Source organism: Streptomyces apricus (assembly GCF_008369065.1).
Taxonomy (GTDB): Bacteria; Actinomycetota; Actinomycetes; order Streptomycetales; family Streptomycetaceae; genus Streptomyces; species Streptomyces apricus.
The window spans coordinates 153,697-170,907 of record NZ_VDFC01000023.1 but is presented as its reverse complement, the minus strand read 5'-3'; the positions used below and the strand labels follow the sequence as shown (position 1 = coordinate 170,907).

The window sequence follows — 17,211 nt, the reverse complement described above, 5'->3', positions numbered from 1 at the left end:
GCGACGGGAGGAGGGGGAGCGGTGGACCGTACGGAGTCGGTCGGCGAGCCCGCGGGCGAGGCGGCGGAGGACGGAGGCGTACATCTGTCGACGGCTGTTCACCACGCCCGTCGAGGACGGGATCTGCTGGCCGACCACCGGGAGCGCGAGGCCGTCGAGGCCTACCGACGCGCGCTCCCGTACGCCGAACGGGCCGTCGTCGACGGCCTGGGACCCCACACCGACCTCGTGGAGTTTCATTCCTATGTCCACGACATGCTCGGCCTGTTGCACCTGCGTCAGTCCGAACTGCCGCAGGCCCAGGAGCATTTCACCCGCGCCCTGGACCTGACGTGCTCCGTCACTCCTTTGGGACCGCGCGTGGCACGGCACCTCAACCACCTGGGATCCGTCGCCCAGGCCGAGGGTGACCTCACCGAGGCGTTACGGCGCTACCGCGAGGCCCTGGGACAGGCGACCGTCTCCGACGCGCCCTCCGAGTCCGTCGCCTCCTACACAAGCAACATCGGCACCGTGCTGTTCGCGTCGGGGGAGTACGACGAGGCACTGCGCCTCTTCCGGCGGGCCCTGGAGATCGACGAACGAACCGACCCCGGCGCCGCCGCCACCGACCTCAGCCTGATCGCCGGTGTCCTGGTGGAGCGCGGGGACCTGGACAGGGCGCGCGAGAACTACGAACGCGCCCTCGCCATTCATCGTGCCGCCGACCCCGACTCCCCGGAGACCGCCCGCGACCTCCTCAACGTCGGGTACGTCCAACGGCTGTCCGGAGACCTGGAAGGCGCGTTGCGCCACTACCTCGCTGCCCTGACCATCGACCGGGCGCAGAGCGAGGAGTCCATGGAGACCGCCACGGACCTCAACAACATTTCCTTCGTGCACAAGGAGCGCGGCGATGCGGCCTCGGCTCTGGAGTACGCCGAGGCCGCCGTCGCCGTCAGCCTGCGCCGGGCGCCGCTCTCGCCACGCACAGCCACCCACCTGGTCAATCTGGGCACCGTCCATGTCGACCTGGGGCAGGCCGACCAGGCCCGTCACGCGTTCGAGCGGGCCCTCGCCATCGACCGCGCCGCCGCCCCGAGATCCCTGGAAACCGCCCGGGACCTCAACAACCTCGCATTCCTGGCCTCTCACGACGACGACCTCACCACGGCGGAGGGCCACTGGACCGAGGCGCTGCTCATTTTCCAGGCCACGGTGCCCGACTCGCAGCACACCGCCGTGACACACACCAACCTCGGGACGGTCGCTCACCGCCGCAACCGGCGAGCGGAGGCCGCGGCTCACTTCCGGACCGCGCTGGAGACGGACCGCCGTGTCCTTCCCGACGGCGAGCCGACCGTGGTCGACCTGGTCAACCTCGCCGTGCTCCACGAGGAGGACGGCGACCTGGACACCGCCGTACGGCTTTTCACCGAGGCCGTCGACATCGCCGAACGCCTGCGGCTGCGGGCCGGACCGCCACAGGCCCGGGACGACCGCTTCGCCCGGGACCACCAGCTCTTCCGCAATCTCGTCCACGCCCTCATGCAGCGCGGCTCCCCCGAGGACGTGGTGCAGGCGTTCTCCGTCGCCGAACGCACCAGGGTCCGCGGCCTGGCCGACCTCGTGGCCCGCGGGGCGGTCCTGCGTGCGGAGGCCGACCGGGGCGCGGAGCAGGGTCTGCGCGCCCTGCTCGCCGAGGAGGAGGACCTCCAGCGCTCCCTCCTGGCGGTGCACCGCGGGTTGCGCGAGGCCGAGGCGGAGACCGGCTCGCACGTCGGCCCGCGGGACGAGGGGCGGCGACGGCCGGTCCTGGACGAGCGCGGCGCGGCCCCGCGCCCCGGTCCGCAGACGTTGCTCGGTCGCAGGCACGCCTTGCAGGAGCGGCTGGAAAGGCTCCGGCTGCGTATGTGTGAGGAATTCCCCCAGTACGCCGCGCTGAGCGGACTGGACCACCGCACGCTGGCCGAGACACGACAGGCGGTGGACGCGGGGACGACCCTGCTGGTCCACCACGTGGGCGTGGCGCGCAGCGTGCTGTGGGCGGTCCGGCACGACGGCCATGTCGTGGTACGGGTGCCGCTCGGCGAGGCGCGCCTGCGGGAACTGGTCGACCGGGCGCTGGCGGGCTGCCGGGCCGGGACGCCACCCGGCGGCGACGACCACCGCGCCGCTGCCGACCTCGCACGTGCTCTGCTGGACCCGGTCGCGGGGTGGATTCCGCCGGGGCAGCGCATCATCGTGATCCCCGAAGGACCGCTGTTGCACCTGCCGTGGGAGATCCTTCCGCTGCGCGACGGGCTGCTCGCCGACGGGCACGTGGTGTCGTACGCTCCCTCCGCCACTGTGCTCGGTGCACTTCGTTCTTCGCCCGCCCGGCCCGACGGCGGCTGGTCCCGGCCCTTCGCGGGGTTCGGCGTCACCGGCTCGCGCGCCGCGGACGGGCCGGCCGACGCCGGTTCCCCGTTGCCGGGATCGCGCGAAGTCGAGTTGATCGCCGGGGACCACGGCCCCGGGGCGGTGGCGCTGACCGGCACCGAGGTGGATCGCGAGGCGGTTCGCCGGTGGAGTGCCGGGGCCGCGGTGGTGCACTTCGCCACCCATGGGGTGCTGGACGACACCGAGCCGATGTTCTCCGGCCTGCTCCTGGGCGGACCCACTGCGCGGAAAGCCCCTGATGCGGACGGCGGCCCGGCCGAGCCGCCCACCGGCGCCGATTCCGACGCAGCCGGCGTACTGGACGTCGCCGACGACGACGTAATGAGGGTGTACGAGATGTTCGGACTCGGCCTGGACGCCGAGGTGGTGGTCTGTTCCGGGTGCGAGACCGCGCTCGGTCGGATGCACGCGGGGGAGGGGCTGCTCGGCATGAGCCGCGCGCTCTTCCACGCCGGTGCGCGCTGTCTGGTCGTCAGCCTGTGGCCCGTACCGGACACCCCCACCCGCCGTCTGATGCGTGCCTTCCACCGGCATCTGCGGCACGGCGACTCGCCCGCGGTCGCGCTGGGCGCGGCCAAGCGCCAGGTCCGTCGCAGCCACCCGCAGGTGTACGGCTCCCCTTGGACCTGGGCCGCCTTCGTCGTGGTGGGCGCCGGAGATGCCATCACCGCACGGAGCGGGGAGAGTCGCGACGCAGCGGACACAGCGTCATGAGGAAGCTACAGTGAGCGAACGCCGACGCGTTCGGCGGAAGGGGGGCATACATGCCCGGTGAGGTTCCGATCGACGACGAGGCGCGCGACGACGCCGTCGATGTCCTGAAAGATCTGATCGAGTGGGAACTCGCTCCGCAGCGCTGGGAGCGGGTCGACTCGATCGTCGGCTCGCTCGCCGACGCCCTCGCCCAGGGGGACGGCGACGCGCTGCGCGAGGCGACCGCCGAGCTGGAACTGACCGGGCCGGTGCGGGTCACCAGGATCGGCGGCACATCGCTGATCCCGGTACCGGAGCGGACCCGGGACCGGGCCAACCATCTGGTACACACACTCGGTCAGCAGCCGGAACGGCAGCGGCAGGAGGAGCGGGCCGACGCCTCCACGGACGGGCCGGGAGGCGACGGTGACGGAGCCGGTACGTCCACTGACTGACCAGGAAGTCGTGGTCCACGTCTTCGCACCGACAGACGGCCCGTACGCGGAGGCCGCCTACCGGCAGATCCACGGCATCTGGAACCGGTGCCGGGACGGACTGGGCATGGTCGACGAGGTCCCGAGCACCGGCCTGCCGACCGGCCTGCCGCCTGGCGCCAACATGCTGACACCGGGACGGCCCGTGGCCGCGATCCAGGACCGGGCGGCCGACTACCAGGCCGTCGTGCGCCGCGAGCACGATGTGGTGAACCTGTCGATGGTGTTCGCCGCTCCGTTGGACACCCGGTCCCGTCGCCTGCGCATCGGCTCCGCGTCGCCGCCTGGCTGGGTCGAGTTCGACCGGTGGTGGAACGAGCTGGCAACGGGCGGCACGGACGCGCTGTTCGGCATCGTACGCGTCTGCCAGGCGAAGTTCGGCGACCGGTCGATCCCGTCGCTCGATGTGATCGCACACGACGTACGCGCGGTGCTGCCCGGTGCCGACCACGTTCCGTACTGGTGGCAGCGGGGCTGGACGACCGGGGACGGGTTGGCCGTGTGGGAGGTGTCGCCCGACGACGGGCAGGCCGAGCGGCGCGTCGTAGTGATCGCGCCTGGGGACCAGGACGCCGAACTGAGTGCTTGGACCTGGAGCCAGGGCGACCCGGCCATGCCGCCGCTGGCCCGCTATCTGATGCATGCGGCGAAACTCCGCTACCAGGCCCGGGTACGGGGAGACGGCGAGCAGCTCAAGCGGCTCATCGACAGGGTGAACGACCACGTGGCGCAGGTGCGGACCGCGCTGGAGCGAGGCTCGACCGCTTACGCCGCCCTCGCCCGGCTGCGGCTGGACGAAGCCGACCTGGCGTCCGCTCTCAGGGACGTGCGCACCATGCGGCGAACCGTGGAGATCGCCGTGGACAACATGACCACAGCGCTCGCCGAGCCGTTCGGCAGCGACCGGCGGCTCGCCGAGTGGCTGGCCAGCCAACTGAGTGACGACGCCGAGTACTTGGAGGCAACGCGAGAGGTGGCCCGGGAGTTCGGGCGACTGGCCCAGCAAGGTCCCACCGATGCGGAGCGGGCACAGCCGGAGCTTCCTGCCCCACCCGATGCGGACCGCACCCGCCGACCCGAGTCCCCGTCCACCGCACACCGGGGTGCACCGGATCGCATCAGCCTGCGTATGGGCTTCGCCGTGGACATCGAGCGCTACAGCAGTCGTACCTCCCCCGAGAAGGCGAGCTTGCAAGAGCGACTCGCCGCCTTGGTGCGGGAGGTTCTCGATGACATGGGCTATCGCCTGGACGAGACCGACCACCAGGACACCGGGGACGGGATGAACGTCTTCCTTCCGGTGGAGGTGGAACTGCACCGGGCGCTTCCCAGACTGCTCCTCTCCTGGCAAGCACACCTCGTGGCGGACAACGCCCGCTTCCGCGACCGGATGCGGCTGCGCATGGCCACGGCCTTCGGGCCGGTCGGGCTCGCCGCGCTCGGCTTCGCCGGGTCCACGATCGTGGAGGTCAGCCGACTGCTGAACAGCGCGGTACTGCGTGGCGCCCTGGCCGATCACCCCGACACCGACCTCGCCGTACTGGTCTCCGAGCAGTTGTACGCGTACGTCATAGGCGAGGGGTACCCGGGGCTGGACGCGCGGCAGTTCGAGCGGCGCGCGGTCGAGGTCAAGGAGTTCCGACAGCACGCCTGGCTGTGGGTCCCGGAATGACCCCCCGGGGTGCTGTCGGGCGTCAGGCGCCGACGTGGACGTGCGCGGCCCATACGCTCGGGTGGCCGGGCGTCCGCCTCCGTGCACGGTGCACCGCCGAGTGCAGTGCGGATGCGGCAGCCTCGGCCGAAAGCCCCTCGGCAACGACGACCCCTTCGTAGAAGTCACGGGTGATCCGGCCGGCCGGATGGTCGTCGATCGGCCACAGTGTGCCCACCACCTGCCGGTAGCCCGCCAGGTGGAACGCCGAGGTGATGTGGATGCCCTCGTCCGGGAGCAGCGCCGCACCCTGCGCCGTCGAACAGGCCGACAGATAGGCGACCTTGGCACCGGCCGGCCGTGCCGCAGCGATGTCCGACACCCGCAGCGGCGCCTCGCCGTGGTCACGCAGGACCAGGGCGCTGCGCGACGGGTAGGCGGTGTCGGTGGTGGCGTGGCACACGAAATGCGCCCAGCTGTGGTCCGCCAGGGCGGCGAGAACCCGGTCCCGCGTGGCCGTCTCCAGGGTCAGCAGCGTCTTGGCCACCGGCAGGCGGTCCAGACGTGCGGCCTCCCGACGGGTGGCGGGCAGCACCGCATGGCCCGGCACGGTCGCCGCGGAGACGACCAGTAGACGGTCGCGCCCCGGCGGCTGCGGGCGTCTGGCGAACGACAGGCTGCGCAAGGTCGGGCTGTAGGAGGACACCACACGGTCGAGCGCTCCGCCCTCGTACGAGTGCCCGTCCGTGTGCAACCGCTCCGCCGCGTGCAACGGCAGGAAGGACAGCAGACCGGTGGGGATCCACCAGACACGGGGCCGCCGGCCGGGATCAGCGGTCGCCGCCACATCGAGGTGACGCAGTACCGGCCCCGTCACCGCGTCCCACAACCAGCCGAGCACACCCCGGACGCGCCGCTCCTCCCTCTCCCGTGCGTCGCGGTCGGGAGTGTCCTCGTCCGCGATGGCCTCAAGGGCGGTGAGGAGTACCGATACCTGGGTGCGCACCGCTTCCGGTGTCGCGAGCGGCAAGGGGACGAGGGACGGGCCGTCACCGTGAACGATCAGTGCGTCCGAGCCCAGTTCGCTCACGTTGACCAGGATCGCGGGCCCGGTGCCCGGCGGCGGTACCAACTCGCCGAAGGCGGGCGGAGCGAGGAAGGTCTCGAAGCCCGGTAGCGCATGGATCGCCCGCAGGACCGAGACGTACGCGTCGGCCAGTTCCCTGCGTTCCTGACCGGCATCGGCACGCCCCAGGTCGGGCACCGGGCTGTCCAGGCCGCGGCACACCTCGTCGAATCGGTCGGCGAGGCCGGCGTCGCGGCGGCGCAGGGCCGTGAGGTCGGCGCGGGTGTCCAGCGACTGCCCGAGCAGGATGCCGCGTCCCTGTTCCAGCAGGGTCACCGCCCGTGGGAGGTCACCGAGGCGGACGGCGCAGGCGGCCGCGTCGGAGGCGAGGGCGGCGTGCTCGGCCAGTTCCCGCTCCTGGTCTTCCCTGCCCAGTTCCCTGGGGGCGCGCAGGCCCAATTGTCCGACGGCCAGTTCCAGGCCCTCGACAGCGGTCCTCCAGTCGCCGAGCTCGGCCGCGACCCGACCCCAGGCCGTGCCGGTCGCCACCCGCACCCGGGTCCGCGCGGTGGGCATCTCGGCTGCCTCCCGGAAGGCGCTCACCGCACGAGCCCTGTGGTCCGCCGGTGCCGTTGGGCTGCCGAGCTCGGCGTGTTCGTACAGGACTCCGCCGAGATTGGACAGGAAGACCGCACGCTGCGGGTGGTCGGTGGGGCTCCCGTCCAGGGCCTGTTCGAAGACCGCTGCGGACTCCTCCGCGTCGGCGGGGTCCTGGCGCAGCCGGAACCGTGCCCGCAGCGCCGCACCGAGGTTGGACAGGTGCCCGGCCAGACGCTGACGGTCCGACCGGCACTCCCGAACGGCCCTTCGTCCGGCGGTCACGGACAGGTCGAGGTCGGACGCGGCCCCGCCCTCCTCGAAACGCAGCCGGGCCGCCACGCACAGGTTGGCGAGCCGGCCCGCCAGGGCGGGATCGTCGTCGTCGGTGTCCGCGATCGCCCGTTCCAGTACCCGGACGGCCTCGTCGAGGTCCCTGGGATCGCCGCTGATGCCGAAGCGGGTCACGTGGGCGGTACCGAGGTTGGTGAGCCGGACCGGCAATGCGGGGTCGTGCGCCGCCGTGGTCTCCACGGCGGCGCCGCCGACCTCGATGGCCTCCTGCAGATCCGCGCTGTCACCGGTGGTCTCGCAGCGGATCTGCAACGCGGTCCCCAGGTTCGACAGGATGCTCGCCCGCGACGGATGCCCGTCGGGCGCGGCCTTCGCCGCTCGGCGGCCCAGGTCCACGGCCCGGTCCAGGGCGGAGCGTTCGTGGGTGCGCTCGAACCACGTCTGGTGGGCGCCCGCCAGGTTCGACAGCACGGACGCTGCATCGGCGTACCCGTCCGGCATCGCGTCCACGGCCCGCTGTCCGACGACGGCCGCGCGCCGGATGTCCGCGAGGTCGCCGCCGGCCTCGAACCGCACGCGCAGGCACAGCCCGAGATTGTTCAGCGTCACGACGCGCAGCCCCGGATCGGTGTGGCCCTGGGCGTCCACGGCCTCACCGAGTCGTACGGCCTCGTCCAACGCGGCGTCGTCACCGGTTCGTTCGGCCAGCACGCGCAATGAGTCGGCGAGGTTCACCATGGCCACCGCCCGGTCCGGACGGTCATCACCACGGACGTCGAGCGCCGCCCGGCCGGCCTCCGTCGCGCCCCGCAGGTGGTCGAGCTCTCCGGTCCAGGCGTAACGGGTCTTCAACGCCATGTCCAGGGCCGACAGCGCGGCGACACGCGTCTGCGCGGCCACCGTGGCGTCCGCGCAGCGCTCCAGCAGCCCGATGGCGCGCGACAACAGCCGTTCGTCACGCCGCTTCCGGGCGTCCTCCAGAAGTGCGACGCCTTCCTCGTACAGCGCGTGGGCGTCCGGCCGGGAGACCACCGGCCGCTCCTCAGCAGCCCGTGTGCACGTACGGCGCCCACACGGCGGGGGACTTGGCGTAGCGGGTCCGCAGGCCGTGCACGATCTCGTGCAGGGCACGGCTCGCGTGGCGTACGTCGACGCCGGATCCGTAGCCCCTGACGGAGCAGTAGAACTGGTCGGTCAGACGGGCCGATGCCGGGTCGGCGGCTTCCCACAGGGCGCCGATCACCTGCGGATAGCCCGCCACCTGGAAGGCCGACGCCAAGTGGATCGCTTCGTCGGGCAGCCGGTCGGTGCGGGCGGTGTGGCAGGCGAGGAGCATGGCCAGCTGCGCGTGCGGCAGTCGCTGCCGGGAGATCTCGGCGACGCTGAGCGGGCCGCCCGTGAGCGACAGACGGCTCGCGGCCGGATTCTCCGCGTCGCTCACACCGTGGCAGGCGAAATGCACCAGGGCGGCCGCGGGCAGTTCGGCGAGCACCCGAGCCGGGGTCGCGTCGGGGCCGTCCAGGGTGCGCAGCCCCGTCAGCACCTGTGCGACCGAAGCTACTTCCCTGGCGGATGCCCCGGCACCCTTGCCGCCTCCGGTCGGCTGTGCCACAGCGAGGTACGAGCCTCCCGCCCTTCCGCGCGCCGCGGCCTGGCGGGCGTGGCGCAGCGCCCTGACGCTGGGGGTGTAGGAGGAGGCGACCCGGTCCAGTACCGATCGCCGCTCGGCGAGCTGGCTCTTGCGCTGGTACCCGGCGGCGTGCAGCGGCAGATGGGCCAGAGGGCCGGAGGCCGACCACCACAGCCGTGGGACGGCCTGCCGGGGCGTGTCCTGGGGGAGCGGCGCGGTGAGACCCGCGGCGTCGAGGACCGGTTCGGCGACGGTGTCCCACAGCCATTCCAGCGTGCCGAAGATGACTTCGCGCGCCTGCTCCTGCTCCTGCGGCGAGTCCCGGTCCGTGCCGACCGCGTCCAGGAACTCCTGCGCAGTGTCCGCGAGTCGCCCTTCCGTCACATCGAGCGGTACGTGCCTGACGCCCTGTCGTGTGGCCACGAGGGCGTCACAGCGCAGCGGGTCGATGTTGATCATGACGATCGGGCCCTGTGCGGCCTCCTCCAGTAGCTGCTGCTCGGTCGGCGGCAGCAGGAACCGCTTGAACGCGGGGTGTGCCCGGATGTCCGTCAGCAGCCGCTCCCACTCCTTGGCCACGGCGTGCTGTTCGCGCACCCGCGCGGACTCCTCACCCGCGCTGCCGCTCTCCGCACGCAGCATGCGTTCGCTGACGGCGGCGAATCGGGTGGCCTCCTCGGGGAGGACCTCGGCCAGGTGCGAGACGTCGGTGCGGGCCTCCAGGTCCTGGGACATCAGTACGGCCCGGCCCTGTTCCAGCAGCGTCATCGCCTGCTCGGTCCGACCCGCCGCGATGGCCACGGCACACCCCGTGCGGCCGAGGCTGGTCCCCGTGATCTGGTCCGGCAGACCCGCGGCGCCCTGCTGGGGTGCGGCCATGATGTAGCGACGCCCCAGCATCGCGATGCGCAGTGCCTCCTGGCGGTCGTCCCGGTCCAGGGCCCGTGACGTCAGCAGAGGCAGCACTTCCAGTGCGACGGCGGCGGCATCGGCAGCCCGGTCCCATCTGCGGCTTTCCATGGCGCGGCCGAGTGCCAGCCGTGCGTTCTCGAACCTCGCCGTTGGCGGCAGCAACTGCTCCGACGCCGGGTCCCACTGATCCTCGGCCGTGGTGAACGCGTCGTCGTCGGCCCGCACATAGGCATCGGTGGTGAGCACGGCGCGGTGGACCTGGTCGAACGCCGAGCGCAGCCGCGCCCGGACCGGCTCCGCGCCGACGACGGCCGCCTCCTCCGGCAGCCCCTCCAGCCACCGGGACACGTCCTGCATGATGCGGACCGCCTCCGCCGACCTGACGGGGTCGCGCAACAGGCCTGACAGGTCGGAGAGCGCGTGTGCGTACGGAATCGAGACACCCAGCCAGGGAAGCGAGCCCTCGGGCAGGTGCTCCCTGGCCCAGAGCAGGGCGCTGACGGCCCGCTCGACGGTCTCGCTGTGCTGACGCAGGACGCCGTACGAATGCCGGTAGCCCTCCACCGTGGACAACAGGTCGATGTAGTGGGCGCTGGTCCGGGGCAGGTCCGCCAGAACCTCGTCACCGCTCCTGATGGCCCTCTCCAGATCCGTCGGATCGTTGCGGAGGGTGTAGCCGGCGACCAGGATGTGCACCAGTACGGAAGCCGTCCAGCCGCGTCCGTCGTCCGGGCCCGGTTGCGCGAGCCGGGCGCGCAACTGTTTCTCGGCGAGTGCGAGGAGCCGCGGGTCCAGGGGAGTGCCGTCGGACGCCACCATGCTGCGCCACGCGGCCGCCGCGTCCGGCGGCAGATCGACGAGCGACGGTGCTGAGGGACGGTGCGGCTCGTCGACAGGTCCGGGGCCCGGATGCGGGCCCGGGTCGGGGACGGCGTCCGGTCCCGGGGGCCATACCGGCTCCGCGGCCGACATCGGTGCCGCCGACGCCGATCGCTGTGCGGCAGCGTCGGGGAAGCCCCGGCCGCCGGCGTACCCCGCGGTTCCCGGCTGTGCCCCCGTTCCGGGGGACGTGTAGCCCGGCGGCGCCAGCGGGACGTCCAGCTGCAACGGGGGCAGTTCGGTCAGTACGTCGCCGAACAGGGGCTTCACGGCGCCGACGAGCCTGCTCATGTTGAACGGGACGGTACGCATCAGCCCGATCATCTTGGTCGCGGCCTCCCGCTTGTGCGCGATGTGCGGCAGCATCGGATGACCGTCGGGCAAGTCCCGCTCCAGCGCGGCCCACAGTTCGTCCGACCGCGTCACATCCTCCGGCGACCAGGCCAGAAAGCCCCGGGCGCCCAGCATGGACGCCATGTTGACGTTGTACATGCCGCGGTCGTCCGGAGGCCCCTCGGTCCGGAACGCCTCAAGATGTGCGATCGCCTCGTCGACGGTCGCCAGGTTCAGATGGTCGGCCGACGCCGACATGAGGGCGGTCGCCAGGACGAAGTGCCCGATGGCGGCTTCGTACCGGTCGTAGGGAGCGCCGTGCCCCCGGGCTCGCTCGACGGCGTCCACGGCGAGGCGGCCCGCGCGGACCGTGATCTCCACGGCCGAGCGGTCCTGGAGGTGCAGACGGAACCAGGCGACCCCGGCGTAGGCGGCCGTGCGCCCGACCGCCGCCGCGTCGATGTGGTCGGGCGTGACCGCGGTGAGCGCGGCACGCGCCCGTGCCCAGGCGTCCGTCAGCGCCGCGGTGTTCCCGGACTCGTAGCGCTGGTAGGCGGCCTGCGCCAGCCGGTTCAGCAGCGTGGCCCGGCTGAGGTCGTCCTGGGGCAACCCGGCGACGAGTCGCTCGGCCTCGCGTTCGATGGGGGGAACCGCCTCGAAGTGGCGGGGCGGCGGCAGATCTGGGTAGGTGGCCGCGACCGCCACCGGATCGTCCGCCGCACGGCGCTGGGTCTGTGCGGCCAGACGGTGACGCACTTCCTGGGACAGCCGATAGTCCCCGTACAGGGCCGAAAGGGTGTGTTCGGCCAGCCACAGGTGCAGTGTCCACCGGGCGCGCTCGGGATGGTCATGGGCGGCAGTGTCCAGCGCCAGCCCCATCAGCGCCGCGGCAGCGGCTGCCGCGCCCTTGCCCTCCCCGTTCCATGAAGCACGCAGCAGACCGGCGGTCGGCACCAGCCAGCTGCCCGGGTCGCCGTTCGTGCACGCCAGCGCCCGGTCCACCCCCGGCGACCGAGACACATCGAAACGGGCCAGCATCCGATCCACGACCACAGCTATGTCCGGCACGCACCCCAGTCTGCTCGTTCTGCCCACCCGCGGAGCACAGTTGACGGGATGCGACAGAGATTGCCCCGGTCAAACGATCCCCCGGTCGCCTGCGACCGTCTTTGTCCGGCTCCGTTCGGTCCCGATCGAATCGAGGGCGCGGGGCCCGGCGCATTGTCAGCGGGCGTGGTGGCGAGGTCTACTACACCGATGATCACTACGACTCGTTCAGGGCGGTGCTGAGATGACGCACGGCGTGTTCGGCCGCCACGTGGTCACCCTGGATCTCGAAGGGGTCGTGGACAAGGCAGGGCTCATGGAGCGCTGCGCACGGGCCCTGGAGCTGCCCGACTGGTTCGGCCGCAACTGGGACGCGCTCGCCGACAGCCTCGGCGACCCCTCCGTGTGGCCCGCGGCGGCCGGCGAGGACGGGCTGCTCGTCGTCGTCACCGGCTGGCGGGGGTACGCGACCGCGCGCCCCGACGAGTGGGCGACCGCCGAGGAGGTCCTCGGCGAAGCGGCGGACCGGACCGCGGCGCTCACCGTGGCGCTGGCCCTTGGAGGATCCCACCAGTAGGCCCGCGACCGGGCTGGACGATCGGACCGGGGCACCCGTACCCCTTGCCGTGGGACAATGAAGTACGTGCTCATCCCTCGGGCTGACCTGTCCGGGGGCCACCTCTGATCGACTGGGATGTGCAGCACGTGCGTTTCCTGAACGACATCCAGCCCCCGTACGACCTGACGTACGACGACGTCTTCATGGTGCCGAGCCGCTCCGCGGTCGGCTCGCGGCAGGGCGTCGACCTGGCCTCCCCGGACGGCACCGGCACCACGATTCCGCTGGTCGTGGCCAACATGACGGCCATCGCGGGCCGCCGGATGGCCGAGACCGTGGCCCGGCGCGGAGGGCTCGTCGTCATCCCGCAGGACATCCCGATCGAGGTCGTCACCGAGGTCGTCTCCTGGGTCAAGAGCCGGCACCTCGTGCTGGACACCCCCATCATCCTGGCCCCGCACCAGACCGTCGCCGACGCGCTGTCCCTGCTGCCCAAGCGCGCGCACGACGCCGGTGTCGTGGTGGACGGCGAGGGCCGCCCCGTCGGCGTCGTCACCGACGCCGACCTGAACGGCGTCGACCGCTTCACCCAGCTCTCCGAGGTCATGTCCCGCGACCTGCTGCTGCTCGACGCGGACATCGAGCCCGGCGAGGCGTTCACCCGGCTCGACCAGGCCAACCGGCGGTACGCGCCGGCCGTCGACGGGGACGGCAGGCTCGCCGGCATCCTCACCCGCAAGGGAGCGCTGCGCGCCACGCTCTACACGCCGGCCACCGACGCACAGGGCAGGCTGCGCATCGCGGCGGCCGTCGGCATCAACGGCGACGTCGCGGGCAAGGCCAAGCAGCTGCTGGACGCGGGCGTCGACACGCTCGTCGTGGACACCGCCCACGGCCACCAGGAGTCGATGATCTCCGCGGTGCGCGCCGTGCGCGGACTCGACCCGCAGGTGCCGATCGTCGCGGGCAACATCGTCGCCGCCGAGGGCGTGCGCGACCTGATCGAGGCCGGCGCGGACATCGTCAAGGTCGGCGTCGGACCGGGCGCCATGTGCACCACCCGCATGATGACCGGTGTGGGCCGGCCCCAGTTCTCGGCCGTCCTGGAGTGCGCGGCCGAGGCGGCGAAGTTCGGCAAGCACGTGTGGGCCGACGGCGGGGTGCGCCACCCCCGCGACGTCGCCATGGCGCTCGCCGCGGGCGCGTCGAACGTCATGGTCGGCTCGTGGTTCGCCGGCACCTACGAGTCGCCGGGCGACCTCCAGCAGGACGCGAGCGGCCGGTTCTACAAGGAGTCCTTCGGCATGGCGTCGGCGCGCGCGGTGCGCAACCGCACGTCGGAGGAGTCGGCGTACGACCGGGCCCGCAAGGCGCTGTTCGAGGAGGGGATCTCGACCTCCCGGATGTTCCTCGACCCGGCCCGTCCGGGGGTCGAGGACCTGATCGACTCGATCATCGCGGGCGTGCGGTCCTCCTGCACGTACGCCGGGGCGAACTCGCTCGCGGAGTTCGCGGAGCGGGCCGTCGTCGGCGTGCAGAGCGCCGCGGGGTACGCGGAGGGCAAGCCCCTGCACGCCAGCTGGACCTGAGCCGCAGCCGGCTGGACCCGAGCCGTACGCCGGCGGGGTCCCGCGTCTCCGGAGGGCCCCGCAGCTTCGGCGGGGTCCTGCCGGGTCCCGCCGGGCCCGTGTTCTACTTCAGCCACCACCACCGGCGCGACCAGCGAAGAGAAGTGACCCACCCGCAGTGCTGAACGATCTCGACGAACGTATCGTCCACGCCCTGGCCGAGGACGCCCGGCGCTCCTACGCCGACATCGGGCAGGAGGTCGGGCTGTCCGCCCCCGCCGTGAAGCGGCGGGKGGACCGGCTGCGGGCCAGCGGGGCGATCACCGGGTTCACGGTGCGGGTGGACCCGGCAGCGCTCGGCTGGGAGACCGAGGGGTTCGTCGAGATCTACTGCCGCCGCAAGACCTCGCCCGAGACGATCCAGCGGGGGCTTGAGCGGTACCAGGAGGTGGTGGCCGCGTCCACCGTCACGGGGGAGGCGGACGCGGTCGTCCAGGTCTTCGCCTCCGACATGCGGCACTTCGAGCGGGTGCTGGAGCGGATCGCCGGGGAGCCGTTCGTCGAGCGGACGAAGTCCGTGCTGGTGCTGTCGCCTCTGTTGCGGCGGTTTTCCTCGGGGGCCCCGGCGTAGCGCTCCGCGGGGAGCGGGGTTGTGGGGTGCGGGTCGTGTGTCGGCTGCGGGTGCGTGGGGGCTTGTCGCGCAGTTCCCCGCGCCCCTAAAGGGGCGCCGGTAAACCACTGGGACCGACCAGAAGGAGCGGTTAGGCTTCCGGTATGACCTGGCGACATTGATCTTTTGCTTGTGCCTGTCGAGGGCCGCCTCGGGTGCCGTTTCTGCGGTGTCCGAATTCGTGGTCCCCTCGGGAAGGCCCCATGTCACCCTCTTCCTCCGCCGCCTCCGTGCGGCGGCTCACAGGCACGCTCCACGCCTACGCGTTCCTCGACGACCTCGTCCTGCTCTATCCGGTGTACGCGCTGCTCTTCGCCGACACCGGGCTGAGCGTCTGGCAGATCTCCTCGCTGTTCGCCCTCTGGTCCGTCACCGGTGTCGTGCTGGAGATACCGTCCGGCGTCTGGGCCGACGCCGTCTCGCGGCGGCTGCTCCTGTGGACCGGACCGCTGCTCACCGCCACCGGCTTCGCCCTGTGGGTGCTCGTCCCGTCGTACGGGGCCTTCGCCCTCGGCTTCGTGCTCTGGGGCGCCAAGGGCGCGCTCTGTTCCGGCGCGCTGGAGGCCCTGGTGTACGAGGAGCTCGACCGGCTCGGCGCCGCCGACGCCTACGCGCGCGTCCTCGGCCGGGCCCGCGCGGCGGGACTCGTCGCCGTCATGGCGGCCATGGCGCTGGCCGGACCGGTCCTCGCATACGGCGGCTACCCGGCCGTCGGGCTCGCCAGTGTGCTGGCCTGCCTGCTCACCGCGGCCACCGCGACCCGGTTCCCCGAGCACCGCACGGCGGATGCGCGGGGCGGCTCCGGCGAGGGGTGGACCCGGCCGCTGCGGGCCGGCCTCGCCGAGGCCCGCGCCGACCGGTCCGTACGCGCCGCCCTGCTCCTCGTGCCCGCCGTGACCGCGGTCTGGGGCGCGCTCGACGAGTACACCCCCCTGCTCGTACGGGACACGGGCGTCGCCGAGGACGCCGTGTCGCACTGGCTGCTGCTGGTCTGGGCCGGGGCGACCGCCGGCGGGTTGCTGGCCGGTGCGGGACAGCGGCTCGGCCGGACCGGGTTCGCCCTGCTCCTGGCCGGCTCGGCGCTGGCGCTCGCCGCGGGCGCCTGGGCGCGGACCCCGGCCGGGATCGTCCTGGTGGCCCTCGCCTTCTGCGGGTTCCAGCTGGCGAGCGTGCTGGCCGACGCCCGGCTCCAGGACCGTATCGGCACCACCGGGCGGGCCACCCTGACCTCGGTGGCCGGGGTGGGCACCGACCTCGCGACGGTCGCCGTGTTCGGCCTCTACGCGACGGTCGGGTCCGCGACCACCCACGCCACCGCCTTCGCGGTGTTCGCGGCGCCCTACCTGGTGACGGCGCTCGCCGTGGCCGCGGCGCGGGGCGAAAGACCGGCCGAGGCCCCGGTCACCGCGAAACGGAGGTGACGCCGCTCACCCCGCGCAACGAATCGCCGTCCGCGCGCCGATGGACGCAACGAATCGTCCACCGGCGCGCAACGGCTGCTCCTTGTCCGCCCGAACCGCCCGCCCGTACCGTCTACCTGGCCGTCCTCACGGCCTCCCACACCCCTTCCGCCCGGTGAGGAACACCCATGCGCACCGCCCTGCTCCAGAGCTCCGGCCTGCCCGGATCCGTCGTCGAGAACCTCAAGGTCCTCGACGGGGCCGCGCGCCGCGCCGCCGCCGCGGGTGCCGGACTCCTGATCGCCCCCGAGCTGTTCCTCACCGGCTACGCGATCGGCGCCGACGTGCACCGGCTGGCCGAGCCCGCCGACGGGGACTCCGCGGACGAGGTCGCCGAGATCGCCGGGCGGCACGGCCTGGCCGTCGTCTACGGCTACCCGGAGCGTGCCGCGGCGGACACGGTCTTCAACGCGGCCCAGCTGATCTCCGCCGACGGCACGCGCCTCGCGAACTACCGCAAGACCCACCTCTTCGGCCGCTTCGAGCAGGAATGGTTCACCCCCGGCGACGAGCCGGTGGTCCAGGCCGAGCTGGACGGCCTCCGGATCGGCCTGATGATCTGCTACGACGTCGAGTTCCCGGAGAACGTCCGCGCGCACGCCGTCGCCGGCACCGACTTCCTCGTGGTGCCCACCGCCCAGATGCACCCGTTCCACTTCGTCGCCGAGTCGGTCGTCCCGGTGCGGGCCTTCGAGAACCAGATGTACGTCGCGTACGTCAACCGGGTCGGTGTGGAAGGGGAGTTCGAGTTCGTCGGGCTCTCCGCCCTGGCCGGCCCCGACGGCGGCGCCCGGGCCCGCGCGGGCCGTACGGAGGAACTCGTCCTGGGCGACGTGGACCCGGCGTTCCTCGCCGCCTCGCGCGCGGCCAACCCGTACCTGAAGGACCGCCGCCCCGGTCTCTACGGCTCCCTCGTCTGACAGCCCCGGCCCCGGCC

At 72.6% G+C, this 17,211-nt stretch carries 10 protein-coding genes and 1 pseudogene; 9 read left to right on the top strand and 2 right to left on the bottom strand.

Translation table 11 applies throughout. From position 1 onward, the window contains the following. Positions 1-21 precede the first annotated feature (21 nt). From FGF04_RS08085 to FGF04_RS08075, 3 genes are read left to right on the top strand one after another with little or no spacing between them, the layout of a single operon-like run. Positions 22-3,135 (top strand): tetratricopeptide repeat protein, encoded by a 3,114-nt coding sequence (locus FGF04_RS08085; protein WP_149510551.1) that lies wholly within the window; start codon positions 22-24, stop codon positions 3,133-3,135. Between the two features lie 50 nt (positions 3,136-3,185). Continuing rightward, positions 3,186-3,569 (top strand): CATRA system-associated protein, encoded by a 384-nt coding sequence (locus FGF04_RS08080; protein ID WP_149510550.1) that lies wholly within the window; start codon positions 3,186-3,188, stop codon positions 3,567-3,569. A gap of 10 nt (positions 3,570-3,579) precedes the next feature. Beyond that, positions 3,580-5,280, top strand: a complete 1,701-nt coding sequence (locus FGF04_RS08075) for a CATRA conflict system CASPASE/TPR repeat-associated protein (RefSeq protein ID WP_149510549.1) — start codon at positions 3,580-3,582, stop codon at positions 5,278-5,280. Positions 5,281-5,302: 22 nt separating this feature from the next. Here the strand turns inward: FGF04_RS08075 and FGF04_RS08070 are convergent, their stop codons facing one another. Then, positions 5,303-8,248 carry a CHAT domain-containing protein gene (locus FGF04_RS08070; protein WP_149510548.1) on the bottom strand — a complete coding sequence of 982 codons (2,946 nt, stop codon included), beginning with the start codon at positions 8,246-8,248 and terminating at the stop codon, positions 5,303-5,305. Between the two features lie 10 nt (positions 8,249-8,258). Beyond that, positions 8,259-12,038 (bottom strand): CHAT domain-containing protein, encoded by a 3,780-nt coding sequence (locus FGF04_RS08065; protein ID WP_149510547.1) that lies wholly within the window; start codon positions 12,036-12,038, stop codon positions 8,259-8,261. 131 nt (positions 12,039-12,169) lie between these two features. Between FGF04_RS08065 and FGF04_RS08060 the strand changes: the two are divergent. The 6 genes and pseudogenes from FGF04_RS08060 to FGF04_RS08035 form a co-directional block, all read left to right on the top strand. Continuing rightward, a pseudogene (locus FGF04_RS08060) lies at positions 12,170-12,265 on the top strand (ribonuclease domain-containing protein); the annotation flags it as partial. After that, on the top strand, positions 12,262-12,594 hold the full coding sequence (locus FGF04_RS08055; protein WP_149510546.1) for a barstar family protein: 333 nt from the start codon (positions 12,262-12,264) through the stop codon (positions 12,592-12,594). The pseudogene FGF04_RS08060 and the gene FGF04_RS08055, both read left to right, overlap by 4 nt. 128 nt (positions 12,595-12,722) lie before the next feature. Next, entirely contained in the window at positions 12,723-14,165 is a 1,443-nt protein-coding gene (locus FGF04_RS08050; protein ID WP_188114000.1) for a GuaB1 family IMP dehydrogenase-related protein, read from the top strand. A gap of 157 nt (positions 14,166-14,322) precedes the next feature. After that, positions 14,323-14,775, top strand: a complete 453-nt coding sequence (locus FGF04_RS08045; RefSeq protein ID WP_149510544.1) for an Lrp/AsnC family transcriptional regulator — start codon at positions 14,323-14,325, stop codon at positions 14,773-14,775. A gap of 242 nt (positions 14,776-15,017) precedes the next feature. Then, positions 15,018-16,235: an MFS transporter gene (locus FGF04_RS08040; protein WP_149510543.1), complete on the top strand. Its 1,218-nt coding sequence runs from the start codon at positions 15,018-15,020 to the stop codon at positions 16,233-16,235. Between the two features lie 167 nt (positions 16,236-16,402). After that, positions 16,403-17,194, top strand: a complete 792-nt coding sequence (locus FGF04_RS08035; RefSeq protein WP_149510542.1) for a carbon-nitrogen hydrolase family protein — start codon at positions 16,403-16,405, stop codon at positions 17,192-17,194. The last annotated feature ends 17 nt before the right edge of the window (positions 17,195-17,211 follow it).

What these genes read in the sequence shown, in the direction of transcription:
- FGF04_RS08080 (WP_149510550.1), top strand. Translation starts at nt 3,186, where the DNA reads ATGCCCGGTGAGGTTCCGATCGACGACGAGGCGCGCGACGACGCCGTC.
- FGF04_RS08055 (WP_149510546.1), top strand. Translation starts at nt 12,262, where the DNA reads ATGACGCACGGCGTGTTCGGCCGCCACGTGGTCACCCTGGATCTCGAA.
- FGF04_RS08040 (WP_149510543.1), top strand. Translation starts at nt 15,018, where the DNA reads ATGTCACCCTCTTCCTCCGCCGCCTCCGTGCGGCGGCTCACAGGCACG.
- FGF04_RS08035 (WP_149510542.1), top strand. Translation starts at nt 16,403, where the DNA reads ATGCGCACCGCCCTGCTCCAGAGCTCCGGCCTGCCCGGATCCGTCGTC.